The 15,716-nt window shown below is 72.0% G+C and carries 13 protein-coding genes; 9 read left to right on the plus strand and 4 right to left on the minus strand.

The window, feature by feature from the left end; genetic code table 11:
- Window positions 1-4 precede the first annotated feature (4 nt).
- Both ACZ46W_RS16785 and ACZ46W_RS16790 read left to right on the plus strand, forming a co-directional pair.
- The gene (locus tag ACZ46W_RS16785; RefSeq protein ID WP_468337777.1) at window positions 5-1,069 is read left to right on the plus strand and encodes a cobalamin-independent methionine synthase II family protein; all 1,065 of its coding nucleotides are present in this window, start codon (window positions 5-7) and stop codon (window positions 1,067-1,069) included.
- A gap of 31 nt (window positions 1,070-1,100) precedes the next feature.
- Complete coding sequence (locus ACZ46W_RS16790; RefSeq protein WP_468337780.1) at window positions 1,101-2,951, plus strand: NHL domain-containing thioredoxin family protein; 1,851 nt, start codon at window positions 1,101-1,103, stop codon at window positions 2,949-2,951.
- A gap of 3 nt (window positions 2,952-2,954) precedes the next feature.
- Here ACZ46W_RS16790 and ACZ46W_RS16795 read toward each other — a convergent pair whose 3' ends face one another.
- From ACZ46W_RS16795 to ACZ46W_RS16805, 3 genes are all read right to left on the minus strand, one after another.
- Complete coding sequence (locus ACZ46W_RS16795) at window positions 2,955-3,326, minus strand: hypothetical protein (protein ID WP_468337783.1); 372 nt, start codon at window positions 3,324-3,326, stop codon at window positions 2,955-2,957.
- Between the two features lie 65 nt (window positions 3,327-3,391).
- On the minus strand, window positions 3,392-3,616 hold the full coding sequence (locus tag ACZ46W_RS16800) for a DUF6458 family protein (protein ID WP_073756639.1): 225 nt from the start codon (window positions 3,614-3,616) through the stop codon (window positions 3,392-3,394).
- A gap of 69 nt (window positions 3,617-3,685) precedes the next feature.
- Window positions 3,686-4,978 carry a M18 family aminopeptidase gene (locus ACZ46W_RS16805; RefSeq protein WP_468337787.1) on the minus strand — a complete coding sequence of 431 codons (1,293 nt, stop codon included), beginning with the start codon at window positions 4,976-4,978 and terminating at the stop codon, window positions 3,686-3,688.
- A gap of 134 nt (window positions 4,979-5,112) precedes the next feature.
- Between ACZ46W_RS16805 and ACZ46W_RS16810 the strand changes: the two genes are divergently transcribed.
- On the plus strand, window positions 5,113-5,559 hold the full coding sequence (locus ACZ46W_RS16810) for a DUF6083 domain-containing protein (protein ID WP_468337790.1): 447 nt from the start codon (window positions 5,113-5,115) through the stop codon (window positions 5,557-5,559).
- Window positions 5,560-5,642: 83 nt separating this feature from the next.
- Here the strand turns inward: ACZ46W_RS16810 and ACZ46W_RS16815 are convergent, their stop codons facing one another.
- Entirely contained in the window at window positions 5,643-7,469 is a 1,827-nt protein-coding gene (locus ACZ46W_RS16815; RefSeq protein WP_468337793.1) for an acyl-CoA dehydrogenase, read from the minus strand.
- 187 nt (window positions 7,470-7,656) lie between these two features.
- Here ACZ46W_RS16815 and ACZ46W_RS16820 point away from each other — a divergent pair, with 187 nt between their 5' ends.
- From ACZ46W_RS16820 to ACZ46W_RS16845, 6 genes are all read left to right on the plus strand, one after another.
- Window positions 7,657-8,100, plus strand: coding sequence for an SseB family protein (locus tag ACZ46W_RS16820; protein ID WP_468337796.1), 444 nt, complete (start codon window positions 7,657-7,659; stop codon window positions 8,098-8,100).
- A gap of 76 nt (window positions 8,101-8,176) precedes the next feature.
- Window positions 8,177-8,764, plus strand: coding sequence for an LURP-one-related family protein (locus tag ACZ46W_RS16825; RefSeq protein ID WP_468337799.1), 588 nt, complete (start codon window positions 8,177-8,179; stop codon window positions 8,762-8,764).
- A 183-nt stretch (window positions 8,765-8,947) separates the two neighbouring features.
- A complete protein-coding gene (locus ACZ46W_RS16830) occupies window positions 8,948-9,130 on the plus strand; it encodes a hypothetical protein (protein ID WP_126884103.1) in 183 nt (60 codons plus the stop codon).
- A gap of 96 nt (window positions 9,131-9,226) precedes the next feature.
- Window positions 9,227-10,519, plus strand: a complete 1,293-nt coding sequence (locus ACZ46W_RS16835) for a lanthionine synthetase LanC family protein (protein WP_468337803.1) — start codon at window positions 9,227-9,229, stop codon at window positions 10,517-10,519.
- A gap of 263 nt (window positions 10,520-10,782) precedes the next feature.
- On the plus strand, window positions 10,783-13,875 hold the full coding sequence (locus ACZ46W_RS16840; protein ID WP_468337806.1) for a lantibiotic dehydratase: 3,093 nt from the start codon (window positions 10,783-10,785) through the stop codon (window positions 13,873-13,875).
- A complete protein-coding gene (locus tag ACZ46W_RS16845; RefSeq protein WP_468337809.1) occupies window positions 13,868-15,706 on the plus strand; it encodes an ABC transporter ATP-binding protein in 1,839 nt (612 codons plus the stop codon). Before ACZ46W_RS16840 ends, ACZ46W_RS16845 begins: the two co-directional genes overlap by 8 nt.
- Window positions 15,707-15,716: the final 10 nt, after the last annotated feature.

Here is a 15,716-nt window from a genome sequence, read left to right on the forward strand (position 1 = left end):
GATCATGAGCATCCCCACCGAGCCGATCGGCAGCATCCCCCGGCCCCGCGCCTTGCAGGAGGCCCTCGCCGAGCACGCCGTAGGGCGACTGGAGACGGCCGAACTGGCCAAGCTCCAGGAACAGGCCACCGCCGAGACCCTGACCACGCTGGAACAGCTCGGCTGTCCCATCCTGGTGGACGGCGAGCAGTCCAAGCCCAGCTTCGTCACCTACCCCGTCGCGGGGCTCACCGCCCTCCACCCCGACGGCGCCGTCATCCCCTTCGCCGACGGCCACACCCGGCAGTTGCCCCGCCTGACCTCGGGGCCCTTCCGCTACCAGGTCCGCGCGGAGACGTACGTACGCGGCGCCCTGCGCCACACCGACCGACCACTCAAGCAGGCGGTCATCGCACCGTCCGCCCTCAGCCTGCTCTACCCGGGCGAGCCCATCGACGGGTACCCGCGCGACGCCTTCCTCCGCGACCTCGCCGACGAGGCCGAGGCCGACATCCGAAGCTGTCTGGAGGCGGGCGCCCACCGCGTGCAGCTCGACTTCACCGAGGGGCGGCTGTCCCTCAAACTGGACCCGTCCGGAGGCGTGCTCGACGACTTCATCGCCCTGAACAACGAGGTCCTCGGACGGTTCGGCGAGGACGACAGGAGCCGCCTCGGGGTCCATACCTGCCCGGGCGGCGACCACGACTCCACCCACAGCGCGGACGTCGACTACGCCGGCCTGCTGCCCAAGCTCTTCCAGATGAAGGCCGGCAACTTCTACGTCCAGCTCGCCAGCGAACCCGACCCCGAGCGCGTGCTCCGCATCATCGCCGAGCACCTCCGCCCCGGCGTCCGGGTCTTCGTCGGGGTGACCGATCCGATCAGCACCACCGTCGAGACCCCGGAAGAGGTACGCGACCGCGTGCTGCTCGCGGCCCGCCACATCCCGGTCGACCAGCTCGGCACCTGCGACGATTGCGGCTTCTCGCCGTTCGCCGACGACACCTCCACCTCCCGCGACCTGGCCTTCGCCAAGATCGAGGCACGGGTGCGGGGGACGGAGCTGGCCTGCGAGGCCCTCGGCCTGTGAGCCGTCCCGGGGCGAATGGCAAGCTTGAACCATGAACGACGCTGTCCCGGCGCCCACCCCCGCGCCCGCCGCCCGCCGTGCCCGTGTCCGTGCCCCCGAGCTGACCGGCAAGGGGGGATGGCTCAACACGGGCGGTGACCAGCTCACCCTCGCCGACCTGCGAGGACGCATCGTCATCCTCGACTTCTGGACGTTCTGCTGCATCAACTGCCTGCACGTCCTCGACGAGCTTCGGGAGCTGGAGGAGAGGCACCGGGACACCGTCGTGATCGTCGGCGTCCACTCGCCGAAGTTCGTCCACGAGGCCGAGCACCAGGCCGTGGTCGACGCCGTCGAGCGGTACGAGGTGCACCACCCCGTGCTCGACGACCCCGAGCTCGCCACCTGGAAGCAGTACGCCGTGCGGGCGTGGCCCACCCTCGTGGTCATCGACCCCGAGGGGTACGTCGTCGCGCAGCACGCCGGCGAGGGCCACGCCACGGCCATCGAGCGGCTCGTCGAGGAGCTGGAGGCGGAGCACGAGGCGAAGGGCACCCTGCGGCGCGGGGACGGGCCCTACGTGGCGCCCGAGCCCGAGGCCACGCACCTCCGCTTCCCCGGCAAGGCGCTCCTGCTGGAGAGCGGCAACCTGCTGGTGACGGACACCACCCGGCACCAGGTGGTGGAGCTGGCGGCGGACGGCGAGACCGTCGTACGCCGGTACGGCACCGGTGAGCGCGGCCTCGCCGACGGCAAGGCGGACGAGGCGCGGTTCAACGAGCCGCAGGGGCTGTGCGTCCTCCCCGACGGGAGGGTGGTGGTCGCCGACACGGTGAACCACGCGCTGCGGGTGCTGGACCCCGGCTCCGGTGAGGTGTCCACGGTCGCCGGGACCGGAGCGCAGTGGATGCAGGGCTCCCCCACCGCCGGGCCCGCCCGCGAGGTGGCCCTGTCGTCGCCGTGGGACGTCGCCTGGTGGCGGGACGAGGTGTGGATCGCCATGGCGGGCGTCCACCAGCTCTGGGCGTACGACCCGGACAAGGGCACCGTGCGGGTCGCGGCCGGCACGACGAACGAGGGGCTCGTCGACGGGCCGGCGGACGAGGCGTGGTTCGCCCAGCCGTCGGGGCTCGCGGCGGCCGGTGACCGGCTCTGGGTCGCCGACTCCGAGACCAGCGCCCTCAGGTGGGTCGACGCCGAGGGCGCCGTCCACACCGCCGTGGGCACCGGCCTGTTCGACTTCGGCCACCGGGACGGCGCGGCCACGCAGGCGCTGCTCCAGCACCCGCTGGGCGTCACCGCGCTGCCCGACGGGTCGGTCGCCGTGTCGGACACGTACAACCACTCCCTGCGCCGCTACGACCCGGTCGCGAGCGAGGTCACCACCCTCGCGACCGATCTGCGCGAGCCGAGCGACGCCGTGCTCGCCGGCGACGAGATCGTGGTCGTCGAGTCGGCCCGCCACCGGCTGACCCGGCTGCGGCTGCCCGAGGAAGCCGTGCGGGTGGACGCCGTGGCGCACCGTACGCGGCGCGAGGCGACCGAGATCGCGCCCGGCACGCTGAGGCTGGACGTCATCTTCCGGGCGCCGGCCGGCCAGAAGCTCGACGAGCGGTACGGGCCTTCCACCCGCCTCCTGGTGTCGTCCACGCCGCCCGAGCTGCTCGCCTCCGGCGAGGGCACCGGCACGGACCTGTCCCGGGAGCTGACGCTGAACCCGGCCGTCACCGAGGGCGTGCTGCACGTGTCGGCGATGGCCGCGTCCTGCGACGACGACCCTGCCAACGAGTACCCCGCCTGCCACGTCCACCAGCAGGACTGGGGCGTCCCGGTGAAGGTCACCGAGTCGGGTGCCGACCGGCTGCCGCTGATCCTCGCGGGAATGGACGAGCCCGCCCAGTAAGGATCAGTACGCCAGGCCCTGGCGGCGGGACGGCTTCCCCGCCGCCCCGTCCAGGCAACCGGCCACCCACTCCAACGGGTTGTGGGTGGCCTTCCGGCCGCCGAGCCCTTCGGCCTCCATGCGGGCGCAGCCGCCCTCCAGCAGGTCCCGCACCCGCTCGCCGGTCATGTCGTAGTGGCGGATGCGGTTGCCCTGGAGGAAACCCGCCTCATAGGCGATGTCCGAGCCCCATGGGGGCCGTTCGTCGTAGGTGTGGATGGTGTAGCCGCCCACGGCCAGCACCAGTGTCACGGCGGTGGCGACGGCGCTCCAGAACGCCCGCCGCTTCGGCCCCCGATGGCGTACGAGGGCGCTCTGTTGTCCCAGCAGAACCATGCCGACACGGTGTCAGGCACGGCCTTTCGCGGATGTTTCGCTCGGAAGCCCGGAGCGGAAACGGCTCAGTAGCGCCGCTCGTCCGTCGGGTCGACCACCGTCGGGGCCACCGGCGGCACAACCGCCCTGCGGCGCCTGGCGATGCTGGTGAACGTGGCGACGCCGATGATGCCGACCGCCATGAGGATCAGCCCCACCAGGTCCAGATTGACGCCCTGTGCTTCCCAGTCGGTCGCGAAGGTGAGGATCGCCCCGACCGCTATGAGAATGATGCAGCCACCCAGGCCCATGATTCCCGCCTCCTCGTCGATGCGTAGGTGTTGCGGGTACCCCGCCCCGCAACACCTACGCGAGGCGGGCTACTTCAGGAACGCCACCAGGGCGTTGGCGAGCAGGAACGGGTCGTCGGCGCCGCACAGTTCACGGGCGCTGTGCATGGACAGGATCGCCACGCCGATGTCCACGGTCCTGATGCCGTGGCGGGCGGCGGTGATCGGGCCGATCGTCGTGCCGCAGGGCATGTCGTTGTTGGACACGAACGTCTGCCACGGCACGCCCGCCTTCTCGCACGCCGCCGCGAAGACGGCACGGCCGCTGCCGTCGGTCGCGTACCGCTGGTTGACGTTCACCTTGAGGATGGGGCCGCCGCCCGCGCGCGGGTGGTGCGTGGGGTCGTGGCGCTCGGCGTAGTTGGGGTGCACGGCGTGGCCGGTGTCGGACGACAGGCACACCGTCCCGGCGAAGGCGCGCGCCCGGTCCTCGTAGCCGCCGCCGCGCGCGAAGACGGACCGCTCCAGGACGCCGCCGAGGAGCGGGCCCTGGGCGCCGGTGTCGGACTCCGAGCCGTTCTCCTCGTGGTCGAAGGCGGCGAGCACGGGGATGAACTCCGGGTCCCCGGCGGCCGATACGGCGGCGAGGGCGGCCACGCCCGCGTGCACCGACAGCAGGTTGTCCATGCGGGGCCCGGCGAGCAGCTCACGGTCCCGGCCCAGGTAGGCGGGCGCTTCGAGGGCGTGGACCATGAGGTCCCAGCCGGCCACGTCCCCGGGGGCCACGTCCGACTCCTCGGCCACGAACCGGATCAGGTCGCCCTCGCGGACGTCGTCACCCAGGCCCCAGATCGGCTGCATGTGCCGCTGACGGTCCAGCTTGAGACCCTCGTTGACCTGCCGGTCCAGGTGGATCGCGAGCTGCGGCACGCGCAGCAGCGGCCGGTCGACGCTGACCAGCCGGTGGCTGCCGTCGCGCAGCGTCAGCCGGCCCGACAGGCCCAGGTCACGGTCCAGCCAGGTGTTGAGCAGGGTTCCGCCGTACGTCTCGACGGCGACCTGCCGCCAGCCGTGCGCGCCCATGTCGGGCTGCGGCTTGACCCGGAGGTTGGGCGAGTCGGTGTGGGCGCCGATGATCCGGAACGGGGTGTGGGGGGAGGCCCCTTCCGGTACGTACCAGGCGATGATCGCGCCGCCACGGACGACGTACTTGCCGCCGCTCGTACCGTCCCAGGAGGCGGTCTCGTCGAGCTGCTGGAAGCCGGCCTTCTCCAGCCGTTCACCGGCGTTGGCCACGGCGTGGTACGGCGTCGGGGACTCCGCCAGGAAGGTCATGAGGTCGTCGGTGTGGCCGCGGTCGAAGCGGGGGGGTGAGCTGCTCATGCCCCTCACTTTACGGTCGGGTCAGTTGAGAGGGACCTGCGTGAACGGCCCATTGTCAGTGGTGGCTGCGACTATCGGAGAACGTAGCGGGACAGCAGTCCGCTGACTCGCCGGTCGCGACCGGAGGTGCACTGGTGACCACGACGACTTCGCCCGTCTCGCCCGTCTGTGCCGCATGCGAGACGCCTGGGGCCCGGTGGAGCGCCCCGCTGGGGATGCCGCTGTGCGCGGCGTGCACGACCGCCGCGACGGGCACCCCGGACCGGGACCCGGTGCGCCTCGGGGACATCCTGCCGGTGACCGCCGCGACGCTGCGCGCGTCCATACCCGCGCCGCGTCCGCCGCGCACCGGTTCGCTCATGACCTGCCGGTTCTGCGGGGCGCAGGCCCGGTGGCACCGTACGGTGCACGGCCGGTGGGTGGCGCTGGAGCCGGGCGAGCGTCCCGTCGCGGGCGTCCCGCGCGGTGAGCGGTGGTACGTGGCGGGTGACGGCACGGCGGTCCATCTGCGCGGGGCGGTGCCGTCGGGCGGGTGCCGGGTGAGCCACTTCTCCGTCTGCGCGGGCCGGCCGGCTCGGTGACGCGCGTCGGGGTCCGTGAATGACGGAGGCCCGCTCCCCGGGGACTCGGGGAGCGGGCCGCCATGGACGGTCGCGGACTGGGACTAGAACGCGGCCTCGTCCAGCTCCATGAGGGAGTTGTCGACGCCCTCGGCGATGGCGCGCTCGGTGGAGACGCCCGGCAGGATGTTGGCGGCGAAGAACTTCGCGGCCTCGATCTTGCCCCGGTAGAAGGCCTTGTCCTTGGCGGAGGCGGTCTCCAGTTGCTCGGCCGCGACGGCGGCGCCGCGCAGCAGGAGGTAGCCGACGACCACGTCACCGGAGGCCATCAGGAGACGGGTGGTGTTGAGCCCGACCTTGTAGATGTTCTTGACGTCCTCGCCGGTGGCGGTGAGGTGCGTCAGCATCGTGCCGACGATCGCCTCCAGGTCGACGGCCGCCTTGGCGAGCGCGTCGCGGGCCGGGGCGAGCTCGTCGCCGCCGGTGCCGACCGCCAGGAACTTCTTGATCTCCTCGGCGAGGGCGTTCAGCGAGGCGCCCTGGTCGCGGACGATCTTCCGGAAGAAGTAGTCCTGGCCCTGGATCGCCGTGGTGCCCTCGTACAGGGTGTCGATCTTGGCGTCACGGATGTACTGCTCGATCGGGTACTCCTGGAGGTACCCCGAGCCGCCGAAGGTCTGGAGCGACTGGGCGAGCTGCTCGTAGGACTTCTCGGAGCCGTAGCCCTTGACGATCGGCAGGAGCAGGTCGTTCAGGCCGATGAGCGACTTGGCGTCCTCGCCGGCCGCCTCCTTGATCTGGATCTCGTCCTGGATCGCGGCGGTGTACATGACGAGGGCGCGCATGCCCTCGGCGTACGCCTTCTGCGTCATCAGCGAGCGGCGCACATCGGGGTGGTGCGTGATGGTGACCTTGGGCGCGGTCTTGTCCATGAAGTTCGCCAGGTCGGTGCCCTGCACGCGCTCCTTGGCGTACTCCAGCGCGTTCAGGTAGCCGGTGGAGAGGGTGGCGATCGCCTTCGTGCCGACCATCATGCGGGCGAACTCGATGATGCGGAACATCTGGCGGATGCCGTCGTGCTTGTCGCCGATCAGCCAGCCCTTGGCGGGGTGCTTGTCGCCGAAGGTCATCTCGCACGTGTTGGACGCCTTCAGGCCCATCTTGTGCTCGACGTTCGTCGCGTACACGCCGTTGCGCTCGCCCAGCTCGCCGGTCTCCCAGTCGAAGTGGAACTTCGGCACGAGGAACAGCGACAGGCCCTTGGTGCCGGGGCCGTGGCCCTCCGGGCGGGCCAGCACGTAGTGGAGGATGTTCTCCGACATGTCGTGCTCACCGGACGTGATGAACCGCTTCACGCCCTCGATGTGCCAGGAGCCGTCCTCCTGCTGCACGGCCTTGGTGCGCCCGGCGCCCACGTCCGAGCCGGCGTCCGGCTCGGTGAGCACCATGGTGGAGCCCCACTGCTTCTCGACGGCGATCTCGGCGATCTTCTTCTGCGCCTCGTTGCCCTCCTCGAAGAGGATGCCCGCGAAGGCCGGGCCGGAGGAGTACATCCAGATCGCCGGGTTCGAGCCGAGGATCAGCTCCGCGTACGCCCAGATCAGCGAGCGCGGCGAAGTGGTGCCACCGATCTCCTCGGGCAGGCCGAGGCGCCAGTACTCGGAGTCCATGAAGGCCTTGTAGGACTTCTTGAACGTCTCCGGGATCGGCGCGGTGTTCGTCTCGGGGTCGAAGACCGGCGGGTTGCGGTCGGCGTCCGCGAAGGACTCGGCGAAGTCGTTCTCGGCGAGACGGCGCATCTCGTCGAGGACGCTCTTCGCGGTCTCGACGTCCATCTCCTCGAACGGACCGGTGCCGTAGACCTTGTCGCGCCCGAGGACCTCGAAGAGGTTGAACTCGATGTCGCGGAGATTCGACTTGTAGTGCCCCATGGCGACGGCTCCGTAAGGCTCGGGGAGGCGGAATCCTCTTAGACGTACCAGCAAGTAGCTACGATGATGCTACCCGCCGGTAATAAGAGCAACCCCTATCGGGCGATCTGTGACGCGTTACGCGCGGGCATGCGCGATGGGGATGAGGACGCCCGGGGGGCCGGGGTGGATCGGTACGCTTACGGGCATGTACGGGTACGAGCAGAATCAGGGCGCGTACGCCCAGCCACAGCAGGGGTACGCGCAGCAGCCGCCGCTGTACCCCGAGCCGTCGCCGCCCTCGCTCGCGGACGCCGTGCGGGCGTTCACCACCGGGTCGCTGTCGGCCGAGGACTTCCAGCAGATCTTCGCGACCTCGAAGGTCTACTGCCCGCGCGGTGACAACCCCGGCTTCCTCGCCCTGCACAACACCCAGCAGCCGGTCATCCCGATGTTCACGTCACTCAAGGAGCTGCGCCGGTACGCGGGCAAGGAGTCCAAGTACTTCGTGATCACCGGCGCCGAGGTGATCGATCTGCTGCCGACCGGGTACGGCTTCGTCCTCGACATGGAGGGCGACCACCGGATGGTCTTCGACGCCAAGGCCGTGGAGCAGATGGTCGACTTCGCCATGCGGCGGATGTACGGCTGATCCCCGCCACTTGTCGGGGGGACGATCCGACTTCAGGCGTACGAACGGCCCGGTCGGCGCTGCTTACGGTCCTCGTATGCAGCAGTCGAGCGAGTTCCTGATGACGCAGAAGATCACCGCTCTGGTGAACCGGTATGTGATCACCGATCCCGGCGGCGGTGATGTCGTCGCCTTCGCCGAGCAGAAGCGGTTCATGGTCAAGGAGGAGGTCACCCTCTGGACCGGCGAGGACCGCTCCGAGGTGCTCGGCGGCTTCAAGGCCCGGCAGGTCATCGACCTGGGCGCCACGTATGACGTGACGGGGCCGGACGGCGCCCCCATAGGGACCTTCCGGAAGGACGCCAAGGCGTCTCTGCTCCGGTCCACCTGGCACCTGACCCAGGGAACCGGCGACGAGGAGCCGGCCGCCAAGGGCACCGAGCGCAGTCTGGGCATCGCGCTGGCGCGCCGGGGCTGGGAGGTGGTCGACGCGGTGCTGCCGTTCCCGCTGCCGGTGCCGTTCGTCTACCACTTCGACTTCGTACGGGACGGGGAGCCCGTCATGTCGGTGGAGCGGAAGATCGGATTCCGCGACCAGTACGCGATAAAGATCCAGGACCCGGGCCTCGATCGCACGCTCGCCTTCTGCATGGCCGTCGCCCTGGACGCCCTCCAGGCTCGGTGACGGACGCCCTCCAGGCCCGGTGACGGCCGGTGAAGGCCCGCCGACCGGCCGGTCGGACCCCCCGGACGGGGGGAGGGAAAACGGAAACTCGGCCGGTGCCGCGGGGCCGGACGGCGTAGGTAATTTTCTGCACCGGGGGCATATCAGCCTTCCCGTTTTTCGCAGAAAAGGTGCTGTTTTTTCATGGACGAGTTTCACCTCGACGCCCGCGTGACCGTCTCCGCCGACCCGGCCGAGACGTCGCTTTCCCCGGTGGCCAGCGTCGCTTCCCGCGTCGCCAGCAAGTGGGTCGTCAAGCAGACCATCAAGCAGACGATCAAGATGACGGCTGCCTGCGCGGCGGTCCGCACCAACGGCAAGTGCTGACGGTCTGACGGCCTGACGGTCCGAAGGTCCGAAGGGTAACGGCGGTTCCTCCGGCGGACACCGGGGGAACCGCCGCCACCGACAGACATGGCGCACATGAATTCCGTATCCCTCCTCCCCGCCGGCCTCGCCGAACGGGCGGACACCCTGGCGGCCCTGGTCAGGGAACGGCTGGACACACCGCAGCGCGCGGAGGCGCACGCGGCGCGGGCGGGCGAGCAGACCGATCTGCCCATGTGGTCCGGCAGTTCACTGAGCGAGGGGCACGCGGGCCTCGCGCTGCTGCACCTGCACGCGGAGCGGCCCGAGGCGGCGTTCCGGTTCCTGCGCGCGGCCTTCGACGCCACGGCCCGCGACCCGCTGACGCACCCCGGGCTCTTCGACGGCACGGCCGGACTCGCACTCGTGCTGGCCGACTGCTGTGAGGCCGAGCCGCGCTTCCTCCCCAGCCTCCACGCCCTCCACGAGCGGCTCTGCCGGCAGGTGCTCCAGACGGCGTGGCCCCGCCGGGAAGGCATGGTCTCGGACCACGACTACGACCTCGTCTACGGCAGCGCCGGAATTCTCGCCTACCTGAGCACGACGCCCCACAGAACCCCGCTCGTGGCACAGGCGGTCGACCACTGCCTGGATCACCTCGTGTGGCTGGCAACGAAATCGGGTGAGGACGTTCCGGCGCGCTGGATGATTTCCCCGGAACGCTATTCGGCTTACGGCGACCTCGCGGTCACGTATCCGCACGGATATCTCGACACCGGAATGTCCCACGGCGCGGCCGGAATGGCCGCCGCGCTCGCCGTGGCCTGGCGCGAGGGGCACCGGAGGCCCGGCCACCGGGAGGCGCTCGCCCGCCTCACCGACTGGCTCCTGGGCGTCGGCACGGCCGGCGGCCGCGACCGGCAGTGGCCCCGCGCCGTGCCGGTCACCGCACAGGGGCGGGAGGGGACGGCGGAGGGCGTCGAGGCGGTGCCCGCCTGGTGCCACGGCACCGCCGGAGTGGCGGCCGCCCTGCTGACGGTGGCCGAGGCGACCGGGGACCGCGCCCTGGTGGCGGAGGCGTTCGCCGCCCTCGACGGCGTACTGGCCCGGGGCGGCGGCCACGCCACGCCGACCGTGTGCCACGGCGTGGCCGGCCTCGCGGCCCTGGCGCACGAGTTCGCCGCGCGGGGCAGTGCCGGAGCCGCCCGCGCCCTGCCCGGCCTGTTGGAGCGGCTCGTGGCGGCGGCGGACCCGGTGCGCCACCCGCTGGTCTTCCGCGACCGGGAGACCACCGGCCACCTGGTCGACAACCCGGGCCTGCTGACCGGCGCGGCGGGCATCGCCATGACGCTCCGGGCGATCGTCACCGGCCACCGGCCCACCTGGTGGAAAGCGCTGCTCCCCCCATGACCACCCCAGCGACGCACCCGTCCCAGGCACCGCCCCGGCGCCGACTCCGGTGACCCCCGCCACCCGCCCCCGGCGCCGCCCCGGCACCCGACCCCCGCGACCGCCCCTGGTGCCCCTCGGCCCCAGCGACCGCCCCAGCGACGCCCCCGGCCCAGGCACCGCCCCCGGCGCCGCCCCCGGTGACCCGCGCCACCCGCCCCCCGCGACCGCCCCCGGCGCCACCGCCGCCGATACGTGACAGCGAAGGACTTCCCATCAACGCCATGCCCCGGTACGACGCCCTCGACTTCTGCCTGCTGCGGGCACCGGCACTCCCGGTGGACGCCTGGCACACCGCCCTCGCCACGCCGGACGGGCCGCTCCGGGCGCCGGCCGACGACGAGCGGGTGCGTCACGGGCTGGTGGCGGCCGGCAGTGGGCTCCTCGACGGGCTCGCCAAGCAGGCCGGCGACGACAAGAGCCGGCGGCGGGTCTTCTCCCGCGCCCTTCGCTACCTCACCCGCATGAGCACCCGGCCCACCCCCTTCGGGGCCTTCTCCGGGGTGGCCGTGGGCGAGTTCGGCGACCGCACGGACGCGTCGCTGGAGAGCACGGCCGTCGCCGCCGCCCGCGTACGGGCCGACATGGGCTGGCTCCTCGCCCTGATCAAGCGGGTCGAGTCCGACCCGGGGAACCTGGCCCTGCTGAACGTCACCATGAACGCCATGGCCCACCAGGTCGGCGACCGGCTCGTCCTGCCGTCGTCGGACGTCCACGGCAAGGCGGACCGCCGCTCGGTCCGGGTGCGCGCCACGGCGGCGCTGGACCACGTCCGGCACGTGGCCAAGGCGCCCGTGCCGTTCGCCCGTGTGGTGGCGGAGCTGAACGAACGGTTCCCCAAGGCGGGCCCCGAGCGGACCACCGCGTTCGTCACCGAACTCGTCGAGCTCGGCCTCCTCGTCACCGACCTGCGCCCGGCCGTGACCGACCCGCGCCCCGAGGAGCACGTCCTCGGGCGTCTCGTCGCCGCCGGCCTCCCCGAGGCCACCACCGCTCCGCTGCGCGAGGTCGTGGAGCTGACCCGCCGGGCCACCGCCGGGGACACCGGCACCCTGGAGCGGCTTCGCGCCACCCAGCGCGCGCTGGTCCCCGACTACAAGGCCCAGCCGTTCCAGGTCGACTCGCGCCTCGGCCTGACCGGGACGCGGCTGGGCGCACAGGTCGCCGACGAGGTCGCGGAGGCGGTCGGCTGCCTGGCCCGGCTGAGCGTGGCCGACCCCGGTGGGTACGAGCACCTCGTCCCGTACCACCAGGCGTTCCTGGAGCGGTACGGCTCCGACGCCCTCGTACCGGTACTCGAACTCCTCAGCCCCGAGCGGGGTCTGGACGCCCCCAACGGCTATATGAACCCGCCCCGCGCCATGGTCATGGCCCAGCCGGGCGGCAGCGGCTCCGAGCACACCGCGCGGGCGCTCGTGGCGCTCGCCGCCGATGCCTGGCGCCGGGGCGCGGAGGAGGTCGAGCTGACCGACGCCGTGCTGGACGGGCTCCTGCCGCCCGGCCCGGAGGACACCGGCTCCCGCACGACGTGTCCCGCCGTCGACGCGTACGTACAGATCCAGGCGGCCGGCCCCGGGGCGATCGAGGAGGGCCGCTGGCGCGCGGTCCTGAACAGCGACGGGCTCGGCGAGGGCGGGCGCACCTTCGGCCGGTTCTTCCACCTCTTCGACGCGTCGGTCACCGACCGCCTCCGCGCCTACGCCCGCGCCCGGGAGGCCCTGGAGCCGGACGTCGTGTTCGCCGAGCTGTCGTACGTGCCCGCCCACGGGCGCGGCGCGAACGTGGCGATCCGGCCGGCCGTGCACGACCACGAGATACCGGTCAACGTCACCGCCTCGGTGGCCCCCGAGTACGTCATCGACCTGGCGGACATCCATGTCGGCGCCACCGACGACGGGCTGCGGCTGTACTCGGCCCGCCTGGGCCGTGAACTGGTCGTCGTCCAGAACCACATGCTCAGCCCGCTCGGCGCGCCCAACGTGTGCCGCTTCCTGCTGGAGGTGTCGCGGTCCCGCTACCGCGTCCCCGCCGGGTTCACCTGGGGCCCCGTGGAGGGCGCCCCGTACCTGCCCCGTGTCGTGCGCGGCCGGGTGGTGGTGCGGGCGGCCGAGTGGACGCTGCACCCCAAGGACGGTGACGTGCCGCGCACGGCCGGCGACGTGGACCGGTGGCGGCGCCGGTGGAACGTGCCGCGCCACGTCTACCTGGCCGACGACGACAACCGGCTGCTGCTGGACCTGGACCACCCGGCGTGCGTCGCCGAGTTGCTCACCGACCTCCGCGCGGCCACCGGTGCGGTGACCGTCCAGGAGGCGCTGCCCGGGCCGGCGGACGACGAGCTGTGGCTGCGGGACGCGGAAGGGCGCGGCTACCTGTCGGAGGTGGTGATCCCGCTCATCTCCGTACCGGAGGAGCCCGAGGCGGCCCGGACGGAGGCCGTGGACATCGCCCGCAAGGCCGACCCCGCCGCGCACGTCAGCCACCTGCCCGGCTCCGCCTGGTCGTACCTCAAGCTGTACGCGGCCCGGGACCTGCACGACGAGATCGCCGCCAACGAACTGCCCGTGCTGGTCCGGGACCTGCGCGGGGCGGTCGACCTCGACCGGTGGTTCTACATCCGGTACGCCGACCCCGACCCGCACGTGCGGATCAGGGTGCGGACCTGGTCCGCCTGCCAGTCGGGAACGGCGGCGCACACGCTCCTCGTCTGGGGCGAGTCCCTGGTCCGGCGCGGCCTGGCGTCCCGGCTCGAACTGGCCACGTACCACCCCGAGATCAGCCGGTACGGCGGCCCGGCGGCGTACGACGCCGTCGAGCGGTTCTTCGAGGCCAACAGCGAGGTGAGCACCGAGCTGCTGCGGCTGGTGTGGGACGGGGAACTGGAGCCCGAGGCGGTCACCATCGCCGCCGTGGACGCCCTGTACGCCCAGTGGGGCCTCGACGTCCGGGAGCGGCTGGCCGCCATGCCCCGGCCGGCCGAGGACAGTCAGGCGCGCGAGCGGTACAAGAAGGACCGGGACTACCTGTGCGAGCTGCTCGCCCCGTGGGACCGCCGCCCGCACCCGCTCGGCCGCGCCCACCACGAGCGGCTGGCCGCCGTCCTGGACCGGCAGGCCGACGCCGTACGCCGGGCCGCGCACGCGGTCGCCGACGCGGAGGCGGCGGGCACGCTGTGGGGGACGCGTGACGCGATCCTGGCGAGCCTGGCGCACATGCAGGTCAACCGGCTGCTGCCGATGGACCGGCCCGCCGAGAACCGCTGCTACCTGGTGTGGGGCCATGTGCTGAGCTGCCTGCGGGGGAGGCCCCGTGACTGACCAGGACACCCCCGAGTCCCTGGCGGAGAACCGGCGGCTCTCGCGCGACCTGCGCTACTGGTGGCTGGCGCTGCGCACCTTCTGGGGCCTGAGCCCGGCGCGGGTCGGCGCCTTCGCGGTGCTGACCCTGCTCACCGCCGCCGTGCCGGCCGCGGGCATCTGGCTGACCGCCGGGGCCGTCCAGGCGGTCGCCGACGCCTTCACCGGCGTACCGGGAGCCATGGACCGGCTGACCCGTGCCGGGACCGGGCTGGTCCTGCTCGCGGTGGCGGAGCACGTGGTGTCGTCCGGCGCGCAGTACCTGAACACGCTGCTCCAGTTGGAGTTCTCGGCCAAGATCGGCGAACGCGTCATGGTCAAGGGCACCAGGATGGACCTGAGCGCCTACGAGGACCCCGAGTCCTACGACCGGTTGCAGCGCGCGCTGCGCGAGAGCGGCAGCGGGACGGCGTTCGAGGTCTTCGACGAGATGATGCGGACGCTGACCTCGCTGGCGTCCCTGGTCATGGTCAGCTCGGTGCTGTTCGCCTGGAACCCCTGGCTCGCCCTGGCCATCCTGCTCGCGCCGCTGCCCGCGCTCGCCGCGCACATCGTCTTCAGCAAGCGCGGTTACGCGATCGAGTACCACCGCGCCCAGGACCGGCGGCGCGCCTTCTACTACCAGGACCTGACGACGACGGACTCCTCGTACAAGGAGGTGAAGCTGTACCAGCTCGGCCCGTACTTCGTGGACCGGTACCGCTCGCTGGTGCGGGGCTTCTTCCGGGTGGACCGCTCGCTGGCCCGGCGCCGGCACGCCTGGTCGGCGGCGCTCGGACTGGTCTCGGTCCTCGCCTCGTCCGGGGCGCTGGTCTTCGCGCTGCGCTCCACCACGTCCACCGGCCGGGTCGGTGAGCTGGCCGGGTACATCCAGGCGCTGGGCGCCGTGCACGCGGCGGCGTCCGGGCTGCTGCTCGGGGTGGCGACGCTGTACCAGAACACGCTGTTCACGGGGAACCTCTTCGACTACCTCTCGCTGCCGGAGGGGCGGATCACCGGCGGGACGCGGCCGTTCCCCCGGCGGCTCGTCCACGGCATCGAGTTCCGGAACGTCACCTTCCGCTACCCCGGGACGGAGCGGGTCGCCCTCGACGGCTTCAGTTGCTTCATCCCGGCCAACACCTGCTGCGCCATCGTCGGCCAGAACGGCGCGGGCAAGAGCACCGTCGTCAAGCTGCTCTCCCGCCTGTACGAACCGACCAGCGGGCAGATCCTCGTCGACGGCGTGCCCATCGAGGAGTACGACACGACCGACCTGCAACGGAACATCGGCGTCGTCTTCCAGGACTTCATCCGCTACGAGCTGCCCGTACGGCACAACATCGGCTTCGGGCGCGTCGAGCACCTCGACGACACCGCCCGCATCCGGGCCGCCGCCGAGTCCAGTGGCGCGGCCGGGTTCGTCGAGCGCTTCGACGAGGCGTACGACACCACGCTGGGGCGGCACTTCGAGGGCGGGCAGCAGTTGTCCGGAGGGCAGTGGCAGAAGATCGCCCTCGCCCGCGCCTTCCTGCGCGACGCGCCCATCGCGGTCCTCGACGAGCCGACCGCAGCCATCGACCCGGAGGCGGAGGCGGACATCTTCGGCCGGCTGCGCACCATCTGCGGGCAGGCGACCTCGCTGGTCGTCTCGCACCGGTTCTCCACGGTACGCATCGCGGACAAGATCCTCGTGATGGAGGGCGGCTCGCTCATCGAGGAGGGCACCCACGAGGAGCTGCTGGCCCGCGACGGCACGTACGCCCGCCTCTTCCGCCTCCAGGCCGACGCCTACCTCCCCACTCCCTCATGACGACCACGGA

This window comes from Streptomyces sp. NPDC031064, assembly GCF_055570965.1.